This is a genomic window from Chryseobacterium indoltheticum, assembly GCF_003815915.1.
In the GTDB taxonomy this organism is placed as follows: domain Bacteria; phylum Bacteroidota; class Bacteroidia; order Flavobacteriales; family Weeksellaceae; genus Chryseobacterium; species Chryseobacterium indoltheticum.
Window position 1 is genome coordinate 2,107,732 of sequence record NZ_CP033929.1, and the last position, 16,798, is coordinate 2,124,529.

The window sequence follows — 16,798 nt, forward strand, 5'->3', positions numbered from 1 at the left end:
ATAATTAAAAATGAAAAACGAAATTCATCATAACAAAATGACTGTCATCAATGGCGGTCATTTTTCAGATTTAGAAGGTTTCTATGAAGAAATTTCTACTGTTTTTATGAAAGATACAGATTGGAAAGTGGGTACTTTGGATGGTTTTGATGATATACTTTACAGTGGTTTTGGTGTATTTGAAAACAGTGAAAAATTAGAAATCGTTTGGAAGGAATCTCAAAAATCAAAAGAAGATTTAGGTTTCGATTTAACTAAAGAATTCTATGAAAATAAAATAAGACAGGGGAAGCCTTTTAATGTGAAATTAATTCAGGGCAAACTTGATGAATTGATTGAGGGAAAAGGACAAACTCTTTTTGATATTTTAATTGAAATTATAGAATCGCACAAGAATATTACACTGATTTTAGAGTAATCTTTACGGTTTAATTAAAAAAAATATATTTCCAATACACCAAAATTCCAACAATAACCGAAGCAATAGCCATTAAAGTAACGGCTCCCGCAGAAATATCTTTAATAAAACCAATTCTTTTATCAAATTCAGGTTGAATGATATCACAGATTTTCTCGATTGCAGTGTTGAAAATCTCAGCCGATAAGACTCCAAATGAAACTATTAAAACTAAAACAGTATCTATTGTTGAAAGTTTCAGATAAAAAATCAAAAAAATGTTGATCAGTAAAGCAATAACTTCCATCTGAAAATTTCTTTCAGATCTAAACATGAAAAAAATACCTCGAAAAGCATTCAGAAAACTTTTATGAATCGGAGGTTTGCGCATAGCTTTTGATTTTTAACAAAGATAAATTTATTTTGATGGTTGTTAATAACTCTCCATATTATTCTTTTCTATCTGTTTTCTATTTGTTATATTTGTGGAAACTTATTTTTAAATCTATGAAATTTATTATTTCAAGTGGTGAACTGCAGAAGGCTTTGCAAACTGTAAGTGGCGTAATATCAAGTTCTCAGTCGAGACCGATTTTAGAAAACTATCTTTTTGAACTAAACGAAAACAACGTTACCATTACTGCATCTGATGGCGAAACAACGCTTATTACTTCTTTGGAAGTGAAGTCTGATGATTCTGGTAGATTTGCGGTTCCAGCTAAGATTTTTCAAGATTTTATTAAAACGTATGGCGAGCAGCCTCTTACTTTAGCGGTAAAAGATAACGCTGAAGGTACAGGAAGTTTGCTTGAAATTTTAGATGAAAAAGATAATTTTGCTGTAGCATTAGATAATGCAGACGATTATCCTGAAATTCCGGAATTTGATGCTTCTCAAAGTATCACAATGCCTGCAGGAGTTTTGTCTGAAGCGTTAACCAACACCCTTTTTGCAACAAGTAACGATTCTCTTCGTCCGGTAATGACGGGAGTTTTGTTCCAGTTTGGAGAAAACGAAACTAATTTTGTTTCTACAGATTCTCACAGATTGGTGGTTTACAAAAGAACAGATTTGATGAATGCTGAGCCAATGGAATTTATCATGCCTAAAAAGCCTTTGAATATTTTCAAAAATATTTTAGCAAGCTCAAATGAAGATATTACAATCGACTTCAACGAGAATATGGCCAAATTTACTTTTGGTAAACATATCTGGATCTGTAGACTAATCGATGGGAAATATCCTAATTACACTGCAGTAATTCCTAAAGAGAACCCGAATGTTTTGACGATCAACAGAAACCTTTTATTGGGTGCAATTAAAAGAGCGTCGATCATGTCTAATAAATCAACCAATCAGGTGAGATTCAAATTGTCTGCAAATATTCTTCACCTTCACGCAGAAGATACAGAATATGCGAACAAAGCAGATATGCAGATTCCTTGTGATTATAACGGTGAAGATATCAATATTGGTTTCAGTTCTAAATTCTTAACAGAAATGTTGGGTATTTTAGGAGCAGACGATATTACAATGAAAATGTCTCAGCCAAACAGACCGGGAATTATCGAGCCGCTTGACGGACTTGAAGAAAACGAAAATATCTTAATGCTTTCAATGCCTGTAATCGGATTGTAAGATTAAAAAAAAATATAAGTAAAAAGGATTTCAAATTTTTGAAATCCTTTTTTTTGTTTAAGTATTTTGACCGCTTTTACATTTTCAACCTTGAATCAAAATGTTTACAATAATTTTACTTTTTTTCGATCTTTACCAATCCTTGTCTAGTCGCTAAATAAAGATTTCCTTTCTCATCAAATGTCATAGTTGAGATGTATGAAGTTGGAATATCTGAGTTTTGATTATGATAATTTTCCCATCCATCTTTTAGATCGTATCTTATTAATCCTGCTCTGTCGGTTGATATCCACACTACTTTATCAGTTTTGTCGTAAAGAATACAGTTTGTATGGTTAAAAGGGATGCCTGAGTTTTCTGTTGTGTACTGTTTAAACGTTCCATCAGTATTTCTAATTGCAAAACCTTCATTCCTATTTACCTGTCCTTTTTCTTTAGAGTTAAACTCATATAACGTAAAGTATAGATTACCATTTTCATCCTCATCCATTGAGGTAATACATTTGCCTTTTAATACCGTCGAAGTATTTTCAAAATTTGTAGCTTTTCCATTTTCATCGATCATTACCGTTCCGCTAAAAGTTCCAATCCAGATTCTGTTTTTAGAATCCCTTTTTGCGAAAGTTACTCTGTCGGAAGGAAATTCTTTAATTTTACTTTTATTGATATTTGACCATTGCCCGTTTTTGAAAATTGTTAAGCCTTCATCAGAACAGAAAAATACTTCACCAGTTTTTGGATTGTTAATTATTTCGTAGGCTCCGTCAATGCCGATTTCTTTAGGATCATATTTTGTCCATTTATCATTATCAAAACTATAAATGTTGTTGGTTGCTGCAACCCATTTTACATTGTCATTATCCGAAGCAAGGGCATAATATGAAAAGAATTTTCCTTTATCGGTAATGTTTTGCTCTGCATTTTTAAAATCTTTGCCATCAAAAGTGACCAAACTTTCATCTGCAGTTAACCAAATTAATCCACTTTTATCAATTGCAATATGATCATTCATATTATTTGGAAGATTAGAGTTTTTGGAGTTCCAAGATGTTATCTTATAATTTTTTAGATTTTCATTTTTATAATTATAAGTTTTATTGAATATTTCAGGATTTGCAGGTCTGTCAAAAGATTTTGTAAAAGCTTTGACATCAACTCTTTCTACATTCCCTTTGATTTTGTTTTCATTGATGGTGAAAATTAAATTAATTGAAGACTTTTCCTCCTTTTTTCCAGCTGTAATTGCAGGTGACCAGTTTTTCAATTTATTTAATTTTTCAATAATCTTTAAAGTAATTGGGTTTTTTAATTGGTCTGTATGGCTTAGAACACAAGCTTTTCCTTTTGAATCAACAAGTATCTGAAATTTAATAGCACCTTTTAAGCCTTTTAAATTTAAAGATTCTTGAAGTTCATTTTGTAATTGCAAAAAGTCCTCTTCATTATATCCGGCTTTTACATCTCCACAATCAAGGCAAAACTTATCTGTTTTACAGTTGTCTAATTTTACAGGAAAAAGATTTTGAGCATTCAGGTTTACTGCGAAAGCAGTCGATAAAATTAAAATTGTTCTTTTCATCTAGTTTAGTTTTCTATTTTCGTGGGTAATAATATCATTTAGTTTTTAAATTTTTATTGATCAAATATAAATTTTATATGTTTAATCAACTAAAATTCTATAATTAAAAATTTCTTTTCTGTCTTTTAGGATTGAATCAAAATCAAAGGGTTTAAAGCTAATCTGTCTGTCATAATATTTAAAATCACCATTGTAGATCTCTAAAATTTTATCTTTAGTTTCTTTATCCGGATTTTGTAAATATTTTTCACAAAGACAAAGTGCCAATTCTTGTTGTGCAGATTCAAGCCTCCATTGATTACCGACCATATGTTGTCCGTCTACTTTAAATTCCACTTTTTCATCTAAAACATCATACTTGATTTTACAAGATTTAAAACTAACTTCTCCGGTATATTTTTCGGTACAGGAAAAAAGTATTGTCAAAAGCGAGAATAGATAGATTGGTTTCATTTTGTAAAGCTTATGTTAGCTGTAGTTTTTTATTGTTTTAAAAATTCACGGATATTTTCATAGTTTTTTTGCTATTTTCCAGAAAACTTAATCTTATTTGAATTTTATTTCTATTAATTAATAAAAATCCTTTTACTAAAAATTGATCAAGTTTTGTTTCACGTTTCGATATTACATTATTTAATGACTTTAAATAAATTAGTATTGAAGAATTATTGCTATTATCGAATAATGCGGTTTTCTTTATATCTTTTTGTTCGACAAAATATTTTCCGTTTTTATAAATAATTCCGTTTACTTTCGTAAGTTCAAGCTTTCCTCGGATTAACATACTCAATGAGTCAACTAAAAGAACTAAAAAAAGCAAGTTCAGAAATAAAGAAATTCCTAATAACAAGTTTTCTCTTTCATAAAATAATTTTCCAACCCATTGATGTCTTCCAGATGATGAAGGTGGTCTATAAGCTAAATATTCATAATTTATTGTTATTAAACCAAAAATTACTATTAGAATTATTGATAAAGTCAAGTATTTTAAAACTTTTAATTTATTATATTTAATTGTAAGTTCTTTCACTATTTACGGTGGATTGATAAAAATTGAGGCTAACGGAAAAAGTATTAGCGAGATGCTAGATTTAACTGAAAGTTCAATTCAGAACTGCGTAAAGCCTATGTTTTTTCGCCTTGTTAAAATTAGTGAAAAAACCATATGAAAAGTAGCGCAGCTGCTAAATATTTGAATATTTCAATGTAGAATTTAACCCCGCATTTGACAATACAATGCTAGCAGAATTTTTGTTAATAGTTTATTTTATGATTTAACTCAATAGGATTATTTTTTAGCAAAATACTATTCTGTATTTCTTTATTTTTTACAGAAATATCCACTGTATTACCTTTTGGATCGGTAAATGTAGCTGTTTTCCAACCTTTTGAATTTATATCAAATGGATCATTAAAATATGATTTGGCAAGTACTTCATATTTTTTCCAATCAATTTTTATTGTTTTTTTTCGTGCGTCAAAAATATTCCCGCCTTTCTTGACTTCTATCAAATTAAATGAATATTCATTGTTTGAATCTTGAATAGAAACGATTAATCCGGGTAAACCACTGAAAATATAGGGACCATCTGCAAAAGGTAATTCTGAAGTAAACCAAGCAATCCAGTTTCTTCCTCCATAATTTGTTTCTGCTTTTTGAGATTTATATTTTCCAATGAGTTTCTGTTCCGAAGTTATTTTCCAATTTAATATTTCCTCAACTGGAAGAAGATAATCTGTTCCCAGATAAGTAATTACTTTTTCAATTCTTTTTTGAGCAAGATTCTTTTTGACATAGAGTTTGTTTTCAACGCCCATATTATACCTTCCGTTTCCATTATTCAACTTTATTGAATCATTTTTTTTGTCTAGTGAATCTCTAAAAATTGAAATATTATTTTTAAAATCCAAAATCATCTTCTGGGAATAAACATCATCTGGATTTTCTAAATTCAGTTTGTATTTTGTTTCGTAAATAAAACTTATTTTTTGCGGGAAGCAAAATGTAGAAATTCCAAGAAAAATTATAATAAATTTCATTTGTGACGAGTGGTTGCTTAAATTTTTTGCTAACGTTTCGGGGCTTTGCGATGGTGGGCAGTCGAAGCACAAATCTTCAGTTTTGTACAAAAGTTCAATAGAAGAACAACCGTTGAACTTTGCAGTTTCGGCCCACTATTGCAAAACCCTTGTTACCTGCCGTATTTTTATTTTGTAAGTATCTCAATTTTATTGTCTTTACTTATCGCAACTTGTTTTGTCTTTCTGTTAAAAGCTATTCTCGGCAAGTTGTCAAGATGATGAATGATTGAAGAAACTTGATTGCCTGATTGTATATCTTTCAGCTCATCTACAATTTCACCAGTTTTGAAATTGATAATTTTGGGATTTTCGTATAAGTCCCAAGCAAATGTTTCATCTATTGCCGTCAAGTGTCCGCCAGTAGTAAAATTTGGTTGAATTATTTCTGTTACTTCGTTGGTTTTAATATTCCAAATCCCAATTTGTCCATTTTTAAGTTTGTCAGATGGGTCGTGGTTGAATGGTTCTGTGTCATTAGGTGACCCAATTAAAACCAAGTCATTTGTAATAAAACTTGCGGAACAAATTTCAGCGTCAACATCAGGATTATGTTTGCTTTTGTCCAAAGCAAGTGGATTATGAATACATTCTTCAATGTCAAATACTTCAATAAAGTCATATGGATGCCAAGCCCAACCTTTGCTTAACAGTGTTTTATTATCAAGGCTAACTTCTAATCTTGAATGAAAAAAGTCAGATGGTTTTCTGACAATGTGATTTGTCAAAAAGTTGCCTGTTTCAACTTCTTCGAAGTCAAGCCTACAATATTCTTCTGGACAATGAATTAAAATGTTTCTGCCGTCCTTAAGTTTAGCAAATGCAATAGGATACTCATAAACTTCTGCGTGATAATAAGAACGATTGATTTCCCGTAAAATTTGTCCATTTTTAAGTAAAAGTCCTTTTGTTCCAAGTTTTTTATAAATGACTGAATATATTCCATCTTCTGAAGTTATTGCACTGTCAAACGAAAAAGCGAAATAATATCTTCCAAGTTCTTTTACTTGTCCATCTGCAAAATACTGTCTACCTGAATTTGCCCAATCGATTAAGTAATCGTTTGACCAAGTTAGCGTCGATAAATTATTTGTCTTTATTGTTTGTCTTTGCATAGTGTCGGTATAATATGGCAGATAACTTTTAGCTTCACGCATTGCGTCAATTCAAACTAATTACGCTAAAGTAATATAATTATTATTCCAAAACAATTTTAAATCAACCTTGAAAGAAAAATCTTTATCTCAATATTTATAGAAGTATTGAGTTTTTGGCTTCCAGCTTCTCAATCAAATTCCCTTTCACCACCGTAAAAGTATAATCCTTCGCTTCTGCAAACGAAATTTCATACTTTCTTTCAATATCTCTTAAGTCTTCGGGAAACTGAGATAAAACATGATCGTAATATTCATCAAGAAAATCTTTTGAAGGCATGGTGTAATTGATCTTTAACTGAAAACGTCTGATAATGGCGGTATCAATAATTTCTGCGTGATTGGTAGCGCACAATAAAAGTGCATTTTCGGGATAATAATCAATCAGTTGAATCAAAGTATTAACGAGTCTTCGCATTTCGCCAACATCTTTATCGTCACTTCCACGGGCTTTTCCGATTTGGTCCAGCTCGTCCAGAAAAAGAACCGATCTTTCTCTTGCAGCTTTGTCAAAGATCATTTTGATGTTTTGAGAAGTTTCCCCAATCCTAGATGAAACAATATTGCTCAGATTTAAGATGATAATACTTTTTCCTAAAGCATTGGCGATTGCTTTTGCGGTCATTGTTTTTCCGCAGCCTGAGCTTCCTTCCAGAAGGATTTTATTATTGACGGGAAGTCCGTATTCCTGAAGTTCTTTGATGTAAGTGTGTTCTTTTATGAGCTGTACAAATTGTTGCTTATTTTGAGGTTCAAGATAAACTTCATCCAGCGTTACAGCTTCTTTATCCTGAATAATGAGATTGTACAGATTCATATTTCTTGAACATTAATATTAATCTGCAAAGATAAGTGATTTAGAATTTTCAAGCCAGTTTAAATGTATTTGAAAAACAATTTCTTCTTTTTATTTACTTAAAATCTTGCAAATTAGGTGAGATTTATTTTAAAGCATTTTAAATTTGCTCAATCCGAAAAATCTGCGAGAAAATATTTAATAGTTTTGATTTTTGAATCTTTGTCTTTCGAAAACAAGTGAAACGGCTTATTTCAGTTTTTTATTTAAACTCTTTGTATATCATTGCGTTTTTTTAACCGCCAAGACAGACAAAGTTTTTACAATAAACAATAAATAAAGGCATTTCATTTAACAAAGAAATACAATTGCTTAAATATCAATCATAAAAGACATCGCAAAATGCATAACGGGTTTAATCAGTTGTATTTCTCTATAAGATTCTCGATTTTAAAATAGATTCAAACATATGAACATAATTTTCATCAGCAAAATCTATAAAAAATTGAGTTTGCCAGTTTTGAGTTTTCGTTGCCTGTTTGTTTTGTGGAATATCCCAATTCGGATAAACTCTGAAACCTCGTTTTCCATCTTTGTAACCTGAGCTGAGAATTTGATTTTTAATCAAACTATCTTTTGTAAAAAGGAAAAACCCGAAATTTTCAGATGTTTCAGTTAAGATTAAGTAAAAGTCTGAAGGATCTTCAGAAGTGAAAGGCTCTGTTTCTCTAGAAATAGAATTTCTTTTCCATAAAGTGACAAACTGACCAATTTTTGTCGGTGTTACTTTGGCTTTTCTGAATTTAATTTGAAAGGAGTTGAGTTGAAAATTACATCCGAAATATTCTTTGCATTCCTGCTCCTGATGTAAATTGGAAATGACCAGACTGAGATTAGAAAATAGTAATTCTTGAAGTTTCTCGAGTGGTGCAATCATAGTTTTATGTTTTCAGCTCTTCTACTCCGGTTGAGTAGAAGAGCGACAGTTTTAAACTGTAAACATAAAAAAATATTAATTGAAATTTGTTAAATAGAGGAATGTTTTAATTAAAAACTAGTTCCCTTCTCTTCTAGCAGTTACAAAATAAGAAGTAACAAGAATTGCACATGTTGCGATACCAATGTAAGCGATCATAATTTTTGAATTTTTAATTTATTTATTTTTTATTGCGAATTTTATAATGCAATATTACGACTTTCAAATGATGTGCCAAATTGAATTATTATGATGTTTATCAGTGTTTTATGTATCTGTGGATGTGATTTTAAAACTTTTAAGGTTTCTTGATTATTAATTTTGCGTTAAATTTGGTTGTTTTTAAATTGTATTATAATTAAAAAATTATCAATTTATTAATGTTTCTGTATTTCTTATTTTCATATTGACAATATCAAGCGAATAGCAAGTGATGCATAGCAATTGTTAAAATCGTCTTTACTGATGATCAATTGGTCATCAATTTTTTTTATTTCGTTTTAATTATATGAATAGGATAGAGGAGTTTCTATGTTAATAGAATGTGAAACTTCAGCAGATAGGAATCAACGAGATTTTGTGCGAAAATATGTAAAGTAGTGTTTGACTTTGATTTACGTTCCGTTAGAATTTCGGTCAAAAGGAGTTCCCGATTAGAAAGGAATTGATTTGATGCAGTCTAAAATTGTATTTATACTGAAGATTAATACCAAAAATTGACATGATGAATGGTTGTGTCTTCACCAAACTTCTAAAAAATAAGATTAAATAATCTTTGTGGTCGGTTGGTCTGACTAAAAAGTATATTATTTTTTCTTTCCCAAAAATCGAATGACGGAGCCGGTTCCGTTGTGAAAAAGACCTTCATTAAGTTCTATTTTAGTTTCTGATAGTTCTATAATATCGTAATCTGGGAAATCTGCTTTGATTTCTTCAATTGAAAATAAAGATTCTATATCTTTTGGACCGCCAACTTTTTCATCTTTTAATACAAAGTCAAGATGTTTTTTACTGAAAGCTTCAAAAATAATATAACCTTCTTTACGTAAATAGGTATCTAGCAGTTTATGGATTGATGATTTCAAATTTGCAGGAAAATGTGCATAGATCAGTGCAATTGCATCAAACTGCTCTTTTTGAAAATTCAATGTTTGCAATTCCCCTACCTGATAATTTATCCTTACATTATTGATTTCTGCCAGATGCAAAGCCTTGTTTTTTCCTTCAGCGCTGATATCAAATGCGTAAACCTCCCATCCGAGCTGAGCAGCAAAAACGGCATTTCTTCCTTCACCTTCTGCTGGAAAAAGAATAGAGCCTGTTTCCAGTTTTTGAAGTTGATCTTTTAGGTAGTTGTTGGGTTGGGTTCCGTAGGCAAATTCGTCATTGCTATATCTTTCGTTCCATCGGTCAAGCCATTTATTGTCGGTCATTTCAAGAAATTAATGTTCTATAAAGTTAGAAAAATTCTAGCTCTTAAAAATGACTTTTAATACAATTTCTGGTCATTCTCACAGAAAAAGCTGGTACGTTTACTTTTTCCGGTATCTTTTTTAATAACTTCAGCGCCACATATCGGACAGTTTTTCTGATGATAAATCTTAAAATTTTTGCTCAGAACATTTGCTTTCTTCCACTTCTTAAAATCGAAACTGTAATTTCTGGCTTCTTCAATAATTTCTTTCAGTTTCTTTGATGGTAATTTGCCAATCAGGCTTTCGGGATGAATTCGGGCTCTTAACAAAGCTTCATTTTTAATAATATTTCCGACACCTGAGAAAATATCCTGATTCATCAAAGCATCACAAATCATCATTTTAGAATTTTCAACCAAAGTTTTTTCGGTTTTTTCGGGATTCCATTTTCTGCTCATCACATCAGCTTCCCAATTGATTTTATTTAAATGGCTTTCATCCACTATTTTTACTACACAAGTATAAAAGTACATTCCGCCATCTTTAAATTTTAACCCAAGCTTTAGGGTATCAATATCTTTCCTTTCATATAAACTGTAAGAACCAAACATCATCAGATGAATTTTAAATATAATTTTATCGAAAATCAAATATGTTTGTTTTCCGAAAGTTTTTATTTCTCTTAAAATTTCTCCTTTTACTTCGGATTCTTTTGGAATTTCGCTTCCGTCAACATCCATTACTTTTTCGCCTACAAATTTTTGCAGATCTTCTTTCATCAGAACAATAGTAGGACCTTCGGGCATCGTATAGTTTTCAACAAAAGTTCAAATATTATTCCTTTAAAAGTAAAAATTGAATTAATTTTGGAAAATGATGAATTTGAACCAGATTTTTACCAGTCAACGTACCGGAAACAATCCAAATACAATTGCTTCAAGAACAGATTTTCAGAGAGATTTTGATCGTATTATTTTCTCTTCAGCTTTCAGAAGACTACAAAATAAAACACAGGTTTTCCCGCTCCCGGGAAGTGTTTTTGTACACAATAGATTGACGCACTCTTTAGAAGTTTCTTCTGTGGGAAGAAGTTTGGGAAGTGTGATCGGTGAGTTTATTGCGGAGCATTATAAAAGTGACCTTACAGAAGAATCAAAGAATTTTTATAATCATAATTTAGGAAATGTAATTGCTGCAGCATGTCTTTGTCATGATGTGGGAAATCCTGCTTTCGGACATTCGGGAGAAGATGCAATTGCCAGTTATTTTGACCGAAATGAAAATGATCTTAAACCTAAATTCAACGAAAAAGAATGGGCTGATTTGGTCAATTTCGAAGGAAATGCCAATGCGATTCGGGTTTTAGCTCAGCAGCAAAACGGGAAAGATGCCGGTGGAACCCAGTTGACGTTTGCCACTTTGGCGAGCATTGCAAAATACCCTTGTGAAGCAATTGCCAAGAAAAAAGGAATTATACACAGAAAGAAATTCGGTTTTTTTCAGAATGAAAAAGAGATTTTTCTTGAAATTGCAAAAGGCACAAACTTAATCTCAGAAAGCGAAGAACCTTATATTTTCAAAAGGCATCCTTTCGTTTGGCTGGTAGAAGCTGCCGATGATATTTGCTATAATATTATCGATATGGAAGATGCACACAGATTGGGCATTGTTTCAACGGCTGATTGTACAAACTTATTTTTTGAATTGGTAAAATCAGAAACTGATGATGTTGACAGAGTAAAAAGAAAGCTTGATTCTATAGGAAATGACAATGAAAAAATTTCTTATTTAAGAGCAAAAGTTATTAATGCTTTGATTAATAAATCGATCTCAATGTACAAGCAAAATTTTGATAAAATTCTTGAGGGAAATCTTGACAAAGCATTGCTTGACATTTATAAAAGTGAAAATAAGGCTTTACAGGATATTGAAAGCTTTTCGGTAGAGAAAATATACAATCATAAAGCAGTTGTGGAGATTGAAAATGCTGGCTACAACGTAATGTACGAATTGCTTGATCATTTTATTCCGTCAATTTTAAAGTCTGAAGATAAAATCAAATCTTATGATACAAAAGCTTTAAAACTAATTCCGAAACAGTTTATTTACGAAGAAGGAAGTGATTACCAGAAAGTTCTTGGTGTCATTGATTTTGTTTCTGGAATGACCGATAATTATGCAACAGATCTTTACCGAAAAATAAAAGGTATTGATATCGGAATGACGATGTAGAATTACTCATTTTAATTTGATTTATACTGTGGAATATTGTATCTTATCAACTAATTATTAAAATAAAAACTATATGGTGTATTTAGGTATTTTGGTCTTTTTTGGACTGGTCACATTATTTGCCTCTTTCTTTACGGTAAAACAGGAGTCTGCCGCTGTTGTAGAAAGATTAGGGAAGTTTTTAAAAGTGAGCCATGCTGGTTTACATTTGAAAATTCCTTTTCTGGATCAGATCTCAAAACGTCTCAATCTTAGAATTCAGCAGCTTGATGTTATTATTGATACTAAAACTTTAGATAATGTTTTTATCAAAATGAAAGTTTCTGTGCAGTATCAAGTAATCAGAGAAAATGTAAAAGATGCATATTATCGTCTTGAAAATCCTGAAAATCAGATCACTTCTTATGTATTTGATGTAGTAAGAGCAGAAGTTCCAAAGACGAAATTAGACGATGTTTTCGTAAGAAAAGATGATATTGCAATTGCTGTAAAAAGTGAATTACAGGAAGCGATGCAGAGTTATGGATATGATATTATCAAAGCTTTGGTAACTGATATTGATCCGGACGAACAGGTAAAACACGCTATGAACAGAATCAACGCTGCAGAACGTGAAAAAACTGCCGCAGAATACGAATCTGAAGCACAAAGAATAAGAATTGTTGCTGTAGCAAAAGCTGAAGCAGAATCTAAAAAACTTCAGGGACAAGGTATCGCAGATCAAAGAAGAGAAATTGCAAAAGGTCTGGAAGAATCTGTGAAAATGCTGAATGCAGCCAATATCAATGCGCAGGAAGCTTCTGCATTAATCGTGGTTACACAGCATTATGATACTTTGAATTCTATTGGGGCTAATAATAGAAGTAATTTGGTTTTACTGCCCAATTCTCCTACAGCAGCGAGTACTATGTTGAATGATTTGGTAGTCTCTATGGCGGCAACTCAAAAAATGGAGGAATATTCTAAACCTCAAATGCCTAATCCTCCTCAAAATAGAGGACTTCAGGAATAGAATAAGCATTCTAAAATACAAATCCCTTTCAACAATAATTGAAGGGGATTTTTTGTCATTTCTTGGTTTTAGAAACCTGTTTTATCAAAGTATATTTGATTGAGGAAGCATCCATTGGCGGGTTTTCAATTTTCTCTGTTCTCACTTTTAAAACATATTCATATCCCGGTTCGTAAGTGAAACCTTCAATGTTGGTGTAGAAATTCTGCCAAGTATCAGATTCTTTTTCTTTTACCTGAAGACATTTCATAGGTGCTACTCCTGTACAATCTGCTGTTTCGGGACCTACAATAAATGTTTTTTCATTGTCTGATGTCGAGTTTGGCATCGGCTTACATTGCGATAAAATTAAAAAAGATAATATTGTAAAAGTTCCTTTTAGAAAGAGAGTTACATTTTTCATAAGTTCATATATTTTGAGGTTGCATTGCAAGTTTGATGCCGAAGAAATTTCTAAATAGATACAAGATAATAGAAGTAAATTAATAGGCTTTTCTTAAGATTTAGACTTTAAAATTATATCATTAAATATTTAATACTTCTCACCTTTTGTTAAGTCAGAATTATTTCCATTAAATTTTTGTTTCCCTATTAAAAGCTCAAAAAAAAGTTTAAAATCAGACAATAAAGACCAAAGCGGATACTTAAACGTTGCCGGTTTATTTCTTTCAATAAAAGCGTGACTCAGCCAGGCAAAACCATACCCGAAAATTGGAATATACCACAAGAACCGTTCTTTACCGGTATATAATACAAATCCTATGACGATAAATACACATAAGATTCCAAGAAAATGAAAAATCCTTGTTCCGAGTTTTTTATGTTCGCCAAGGTAAAACTCATAGAATTCGTCGTATGTTTTTATTCTTTCAGACATGGCTTGATAGTTTAAAGTTCTTAAAGAACGTTAGCAATAATTTCGCCAAATAGTACTGTGTTAAAAAAGAGTAATTTGATTATTTACATTACATTTTAAAACATTAAGAAAATTAAAGGTTTAGGAATGATTTAGAACCAATAAATTGATTTCAGCAGTATGTTTAATGACTCACCTTGCTGAATTTCAATAAATCAAAATGATAATTGTCCGTAAAAACTTAATTACTGTAATGATTCAAAAAACAATAAAAATTTTTGAATACCTTTTGCGTTGAAAATTAATATCATTTACTAAAATTTCAATAATTTAAAGTTCCAATCATAAAAGTTTTAGAAGCATTAAGAGCTTGCGATGCTTGCGTTAATTCTTTTACGACAGCTTTATTTTTGATATAATTAGAATGAATAAAATAGGTGTCTTTATTATCTCTTGTAATAAAACCGGTGTGAAAATCTAGACCAACAATATAAACCTGATTTTTATTTTCACTTAAAATATATTTCTCTAAATCTTCTCTGCTAGAAAAATATTTAATGTTTTTACAAAGCTTTTTGATCATTACCGATGAAGCTTGCTGTGCTAAATATGTTCTGTTGATATCAAAACCGAAATCAGTAAGCGTATTGGTTACAAAATATCCGCAGGCAATCGTGCTTTTCTGGGGTTCTCTCGATGTTCCGTTGAATGACCAAGGTGTACTCATCCAGTAATTGGGAACGTCATAGTTGATGAATTTAAACAGATAATTTTTCTTTTCTTCCGCAGTCTTTTTATTAATCGACATTAAAAATTCTTTGTAAGGAATCTTCTTTATTTCTAACTTCTCTGAAATTACATTATTGTCCGATTCAACTTTAGATTTGTTGCATCCGATAATGATTAAACATAGCAGACAAAAAAGATATTTCATCTTTTAATTGGTATTTCTCAATTTGCTGTTCTGATATCCGTAACAGAAATATATTACTAAACCGATAGCGAACCATATTCCGAAATAAAACCAGTTTTCATGGCTCATTCCTGTAAGAAGATATAAGCAAGAGCTTAAACCAATCAATGGAATTAGTGACAAATTTTTAATAAATGTTAAAACACAAAGCCCAAGATTGATCAAGATGAAAAAGAAAATCGAAGCTTTGAATTCGCCTTCTTTAGGATCAGACCATTCCATTAAATGATCAAAAAAGTCCGGCTGGAAATAATGGAATCCCACCAATGAACCGATAAAAATAACAGGGAAAATTATTTTCCCATTAATATAAGGAAGGTGAAATCTCCCTTTAATCTTTTCTTTTGGAGCAAGCATCAAAACTCCTGCACAAACCAAAACGAAGGCGAAAATAGTTCCGATACTTGTAAAGTCTAAGATGAAACTTTTATCGGTAAAAATAATAGGAACTCCCACCACAATACCGGTAACAATCGTTGCAAACGAAGGCGTTTTGTATTTTGGGTGCACATCCTGGAATTTTTTAGGCATCAATCCGTCACGGCTCATCGCATACCAGATTCGAGGCTGTCCCATCTGGAAAACCAATAATACGGTAGTAATTGCTACAATCGCCACGAAAGAAACGGTAAGTTCCATCCATGCAACATTGGCATTTGTTTTTTCAAATATAAATGAAAGAGGATCGCCGATACCGTCAAATTTTCTATAATCTACCATTCCTGTTAACACTAAAGTCAGGGCAATGTAAATAACGGTACAAAGAACCAGAGAAATAATCATACCTTTGGGTAAGGTTTTCTGAGGATCTTTTGTTTCTTCAGAAAGTACACTCAATGCGTCAAATCCTATGTAGGCAAAGAAAACTCCTGAAACTGCACTCATTACTCCGGCAAAACCATTCGGCATAAAAGAAGAAGTTCCGGTTTCCAGACTTACGGGAGTCCAGTTTTCGGTATTGATGTATGAAAAGCCGACTAAAATAACCAAAACGATTACGGCAAGTTTTAAGATAACTAAAGAATTGTTGAAGTTCTTGCTTTCTTTCACGCCACGGTAACAAAGCCAGGTAATTAATCCGTTAATAACCAATGCTGGAATATCTACGATAAATTTTAAACTTCCTAATAATGGTGCATTTGTCCAAGCATTGATCAATTCTTTGTTTTCAGAACCATTTGTAAAAGCTTTTTTGGCTTCGGTATAGCTGCAAGTGAGATAATCTGGAATATGCATGCCGAGTCGCTCTAGAAAACTGGTAAAATAATCAGACCATGAGAAAGCAACATAGATATTTCCGAAAGAATATTCCATAATCAAAGCCCAGCCAATTACCCACGCAATCAATTCACCAAAACTGGCGTAAGCATAGGTGTAAGCAGAACCCGCCGTAGGAATTCTACTCGCAAATTCAGCGTAGCACAAAGCAGTAAAACCGCAGGCAAAACCACAAATCAAATAGAGAATAATCACACCGGGACCACCTCTGAAAACTGCTTCGCCTAAACTACTGAAGCTTCCTGCTCCGATAATAGCTGCAATACCAAAAAATACAATGTCCCAAGTTCCCAGAACTCTTAGAAGATTTGTCGATGTGTCTGTCTCTGAATAGGTTTTCCTTTTGAAAAGTTGATTCATTCAATGTTTATATAAAGTTGAAAAAAACAAATGTAATTATTTCTGTGAAATAA

18 protein-coding genes are annotated in these 16,798 nt (G+C 31.7%); 4 read left to right on the forward strand and 14 right to left on the reverse strand.

The genetic code is table 11. The features are described from left to right. Nucleotides 1-10: 10 nt before the first annotated feature. A complete protein-coding gene (locus tag EG358_RS09880) occupies nucleotides 11-418 on the forward strand; it encodes a barstar family protein (protein ID WP_076559209.1) in 408 nt (135 codons plus the stop codon). 10 nt (nucleotides 419-428) lie between these two features. Here the strand turns inward: EG358_RS09880 and EG358_RS09885 are convergent, their stop codons facing one another. Beyond that, nucleotides 429-788, reverse strand: coding sequence for a diacylglycerol kinase family protein (locus EG358_RS09885; protein ID WP_076559207.1), 360 nt, complete (start codon nucleotides 786-788; stop codon nucleotides 429-431). 116 nt (nucleotides 789-904) lie between these two features. Between EG358_RS09885 and dnaN the strand changes: the two genes are divergently transcribed. After that, nucleotides 905-2,035 carry a DNA polymerase III subunit beta gene (gene dnaN, locus EG358_RS09890; RefSeq protein ID WP_076559420.1) on the forward strand — a complete coding sequence of 377 codons (1,131 nt, stop codon included), beginning with the start codon at nucleotides 905-907 and terminating at the stop codon, nucleotides 2,033-2,035. 115 nt (nucleotides 2,036-2,150) lie between these two features. On the opposite strand, the gene EG358_RS09895 is transcribed toward dnaN, so the two are convergent. The 9 genes from EG358_RS09895 to EG358_RS09935 form a co-directional block, all read right to left on the reverse strand. After that, entirely contained in the window at nucleotides 2,151-3,614 is a 1,464-nt protein-coding gene (locus tag EG358_RS09895; RefSeq protein ID WP_076559205.1) for a ligand-binding sensor domain-containing protein, read from the reverse strand. 81 nt (nucleotides 3,615-3,695) lie between these two features. Beyond that, nucleotides 3,696-4,067, reverse strand: a complete 372-nt coding sequence (locus tag EG358_RS09900; protein ID WP_076559202.1) for a hypothetical protein — start codon at nucleotides 4,065-4,067, stop codon at nucleotides 3,696-3,698. Nucleotides 4,068-4,104: 37 nt separating this feature from the next. Next, the gene (locus EG358_RS09905; protein WP_076559199.1) at nucleotides 4,105-4,644 is read right to left on the reverse strand and encodes a hypothetical protein; all 540 of its coding nucleotides are present in this window, start codon (nucleotides 4,642-4,644) and stop codon (nucleotides 4,105-4,107) included. 224 nt (nucleotides 4,645-4,868) lie between these two features. Further along, complete coding sequence (locus EG358_RS09910; protein ID WP_076559196.1) at nucleotides 4,869-5,654, reverse strand: GLPGLI family protein; 786 nt, start codon at nucleotides 5,652-5,654, stop codon at nucleotides 4,869-4,871. A gap of 167 nt (nucleotides 5,655-5,821) precedes the next feature. Beyond that, nucleotides 5,822-6,850 carry a hypothetical protein gene (locus EG358_RS09915; RefSeq protein WP_076559193.1) on the reverse strand — a complete coding sequence of 343 codons (1,029 nt, stop codon included), beginning with the start codon at nucleotides 6,848-6,850 and terminating at the stop codon, nucleotides 5,822-5,824. 94 nt (nucleotides 6,851-6,944) lie between these two features. Next, on the reverse strand, nucleotides 6,945-7,664 hold the full coding sequence (locus tag EG358_RS09920) for an AAA family ATPase (protein WP_076559190.1): 720 nt from the start codon (nucleotides 7,662-7,664) through the stop codon (nucleotides 6,945-6,947). 412 nt (nucleotides 7,665-8,076) lie between these two features. Beyond that, nucleotides 8,077-8,580 carry a MepB family protein gene (locus EG358_RS09925; protein ID WP_076559188.1) on the reverse strand — a complete coding sequence of 168 codons (504 nt, stop codon included), beginning with the start codon at nucleotides 8,578-8,580 and terminating at the stop codon, nucleotides 8,077-8,079. Between the two features lie 845 nt (nucleotides 8,581-9,425). Then, nucleotides 9,426-10,052, reverse strand: coding sequence for a class I SAM-dependent methyltransferase (locus EG358_RS09930; protein WP_076559185.1), 627 nt, complete (start codon nucleotides 10,050-10,052; stop codon nucleotides 9,426-9,428). Between the two features lie 56 nt (nucleotides 10,053-10,108). Beyond that, nucleotides 10,109-10,840: a DNA-formamidopyrimidine glycosylase family protein gene (locus EG358_RS09935; protein WP_076559183.1), complete on the reverse strand. Its 732-nt coding sequence runs from the start codon at nucleotides 10,838-10,840 to the stop codon at nucleotides 10,109-10,111. A gap of 70 nt (nucleotides 10,841-10,910) precedes the next feature. Here EG358_RS09935 and EG358_RS09940 point away from each other — a divergent pair, with 70 nt between their 5' ends. Then, nucleotides 10,911-12,266, forward strand: coding sequence for a deoxyguanosinetriphosphate triphosphohydrolase (locus EG358_RS09940; RefSeq protein ID WP_076559418.1), 1,356 nt, complete (start codon nucleotides 10,911-10,913; stop codon nucleotides 12,264-12,266). Nucleotides 12,267-12,339: 73 nt separating this feature from the next. Continuing rightward, nucleotides 12,340-13,278 carry an SPFH domain-containing protein gene (locus EG358_RS09945; protein ID WP_076559181.1) on the forward strand — a complete coding sequence of 313 codons (939 nt, stop codon included), beginning with the start codon at nucleotides 12,340-12,342 and terminating at the stop codon, nucleotides 13,276-13,278. Nucleotides 13,279-13,333: 55 nt separating this feature from the next. On the opposite strand, the gene EG358_RS09950 is transcribed toward EG358_RS09945, so the two are convergent. The 4 genes from EG358_RS09950 to EG358_RS09965 all read right to left on the reverse strand — a co-directional run bounded on the left by EG358_RS09950 (nucleotide 13,334) and on the right by EG358_RS09965 (nucleotide 16,745). Then, complete coding sequence (locus tag EG358_RS09950) at nucleotides 13,334-13,681, reverse strand: DUF4377 domain-containing protein (RefSeq protein WP_076559179.1); 348 nt, start codon at nucleotides 13,679-13,681, stop codon at nucleotides 13,334-13,336. 129 nt (nucleotides 13,682-13,810) lie between these two features. Next, a complete protein-coding gene (locus EG358_RS09955) occupies nucleotides 13,811-14,155 on the reverse strand; it encodes a DUF962 domain-containing protein (protein ID WP_076559176.1) in 345 nt (114 codons plus the stop codon). Between the two features lie 301 nt (nucleotides 14,156-14,456). Then, nucleotides 14,457-15,068, reverse strand: coding sequence for a hypothetical protein (locus EG358_RS09960; protein WP_076559173.1), 612 nt, complete (start codon nucleotides 15,066-15,068; stop codon nucleotides 14,457-14,459). Nucleotides 15,069-15,071: 3 nt separating this feature from the next. After that, the gene (locus EG358_RS09965; RefSeq protein WP_076559170.1) at nucleotides 15,072-16,745 is read right to left on the reverse strand and encodes an APC family permease; all 1,674 of its coding nucleotides are present in this window, start codon (nucleotides 16,743-16,745) and stop codon (nucleotides 15,072-15,074) included. Nucleotides 16,746-16,798: the final 53 nt, after the last annotated feature.

What these genes read in the sequence shown, in the direction of transcription:
- EG358_RS09880 (WP_076559209.1), top strand. Translation starts at nt 11, where the DNA reads ATGAAAAACGAAATTCATCATAACAAAATGACTGTCATCAATGGCGGT.
- EG358_RS09885 (WP_076559207.1), bottom strand. Translation starts at nt 788, where the DNA reads ATGCGCAAACCTCCGATTCATAAAAGTTTTCTGAATGCTTTTCGAGGT.
- dnaN (WP_076559420.1), top strand. Translation starts at nt 905, where the DNA reads ATGAAATTTATTATTTCAAGTGGTGAACTGCAGAAGGCTTTGCAAACT.
- EG358_RS09895 (WP_076559205.1), bottom strand. Translation starts at nt 3,614, where the DNA reads ATGAAAAGAACAATTTTAATTTTATCGACTGCTTTCGCAGTAAACCTG.
- EG358_RS09900 (WP_076559202.1), bottom strand. Translation starts at nt 4,067, where the DNA reads ATGAAACCAATCTATCTATTCTCGCTTTTGACAATACTTTTTTCCTGT.
- EG358_RS09910 (WP_076559196.1), bottom strand. Translation starts at nt 5,654, where the DNA reads ATGAAATTTATTATAATTTTTCTTGGAATTTCTACATTTTGCTTCCCG.
- EG358_RS09915 (WP_076559193.1), bottom strand. Translation starts at nt 6,850, where the DNA reads ATGCGTGAAGCTAAAAGTTATCTGCCATATTATACCGACACTATGCAA.
- EG358_RS09920 (WP_076559190.1), bottom strand. Translation starts at nt 7,664, where the DNA reads ATGAATCTGTACAATCTCATTATTCAGGATAAAGAAGCTGTAACGCTG.
- EG358_RS09925 (WP_076559188.1), bottom strand. Translation starts at nt 8,580, where the DNA reads ATGATTGCACCACTCGAGAAACTTCAAGAATTACTATTTTCTAATCTC.
- EG358_RS09930 (WP_076559185.1), bottom strand. Translation starts at nt 10,052, where the DNA reads ATGACCGACAATAAATGGCTTGACCGATGGAACGAAAGATATAGCAAT.
- EG358_RS09935 (WP_076559183.1), bottom strand. Translation starts at nt 10,840, where the DNA reads ATGCCCGAAGGTCCTACTATTGTTCTGATGAAAGAAGATCTGCAAAAA.
- EG358_RS09940 (WP_076559418.1), top strand. Translation starts at nt 10,911, where the DNA reads ATGAATTTGAACCAGATTTTTACCAGTCAACGTACCGGAAACAATCCA.
- EG358_RS09945 (WP_076559181.1), top strand. Translation starts at nt 12,340, where the DNA reads ATGGTGTATTTAGGTATTTTGGTCTTTTTTGGACTGGTCACATTATTT.
- EG358_RS09950 (WP_076559179.1), bottom strand. Translation starts at nt 13,681, where the DNA reads ATGAAAAATGTAACTCTCTTTCTAAAAGGAACTTTTACAATATTATCT.
- EG358_RS09955 (WP_076559176.1), bottom strand. Translation starts at nt 14,155, where the DNA reads ATGTCTGAAAGAATAAAAACATACGACGAATTCTATGAGTTTTACCTT.
- EG358_RS09960 (WP_076559173.1), bottom strand. Translation starts at nt 15,068, where the DNA reads ATGAAATATCTTTTTTGTCTGCTATGTTTAATCATTATCGGATGCAAC.
- EG358_RS09965 (WP_076559170.1), bottom strand. Translation starts at nt 16,745, where the DNA reads ATGAATCAACTTTTCAAAAGGAAAACCTATTCAGAGACAGACACATCG.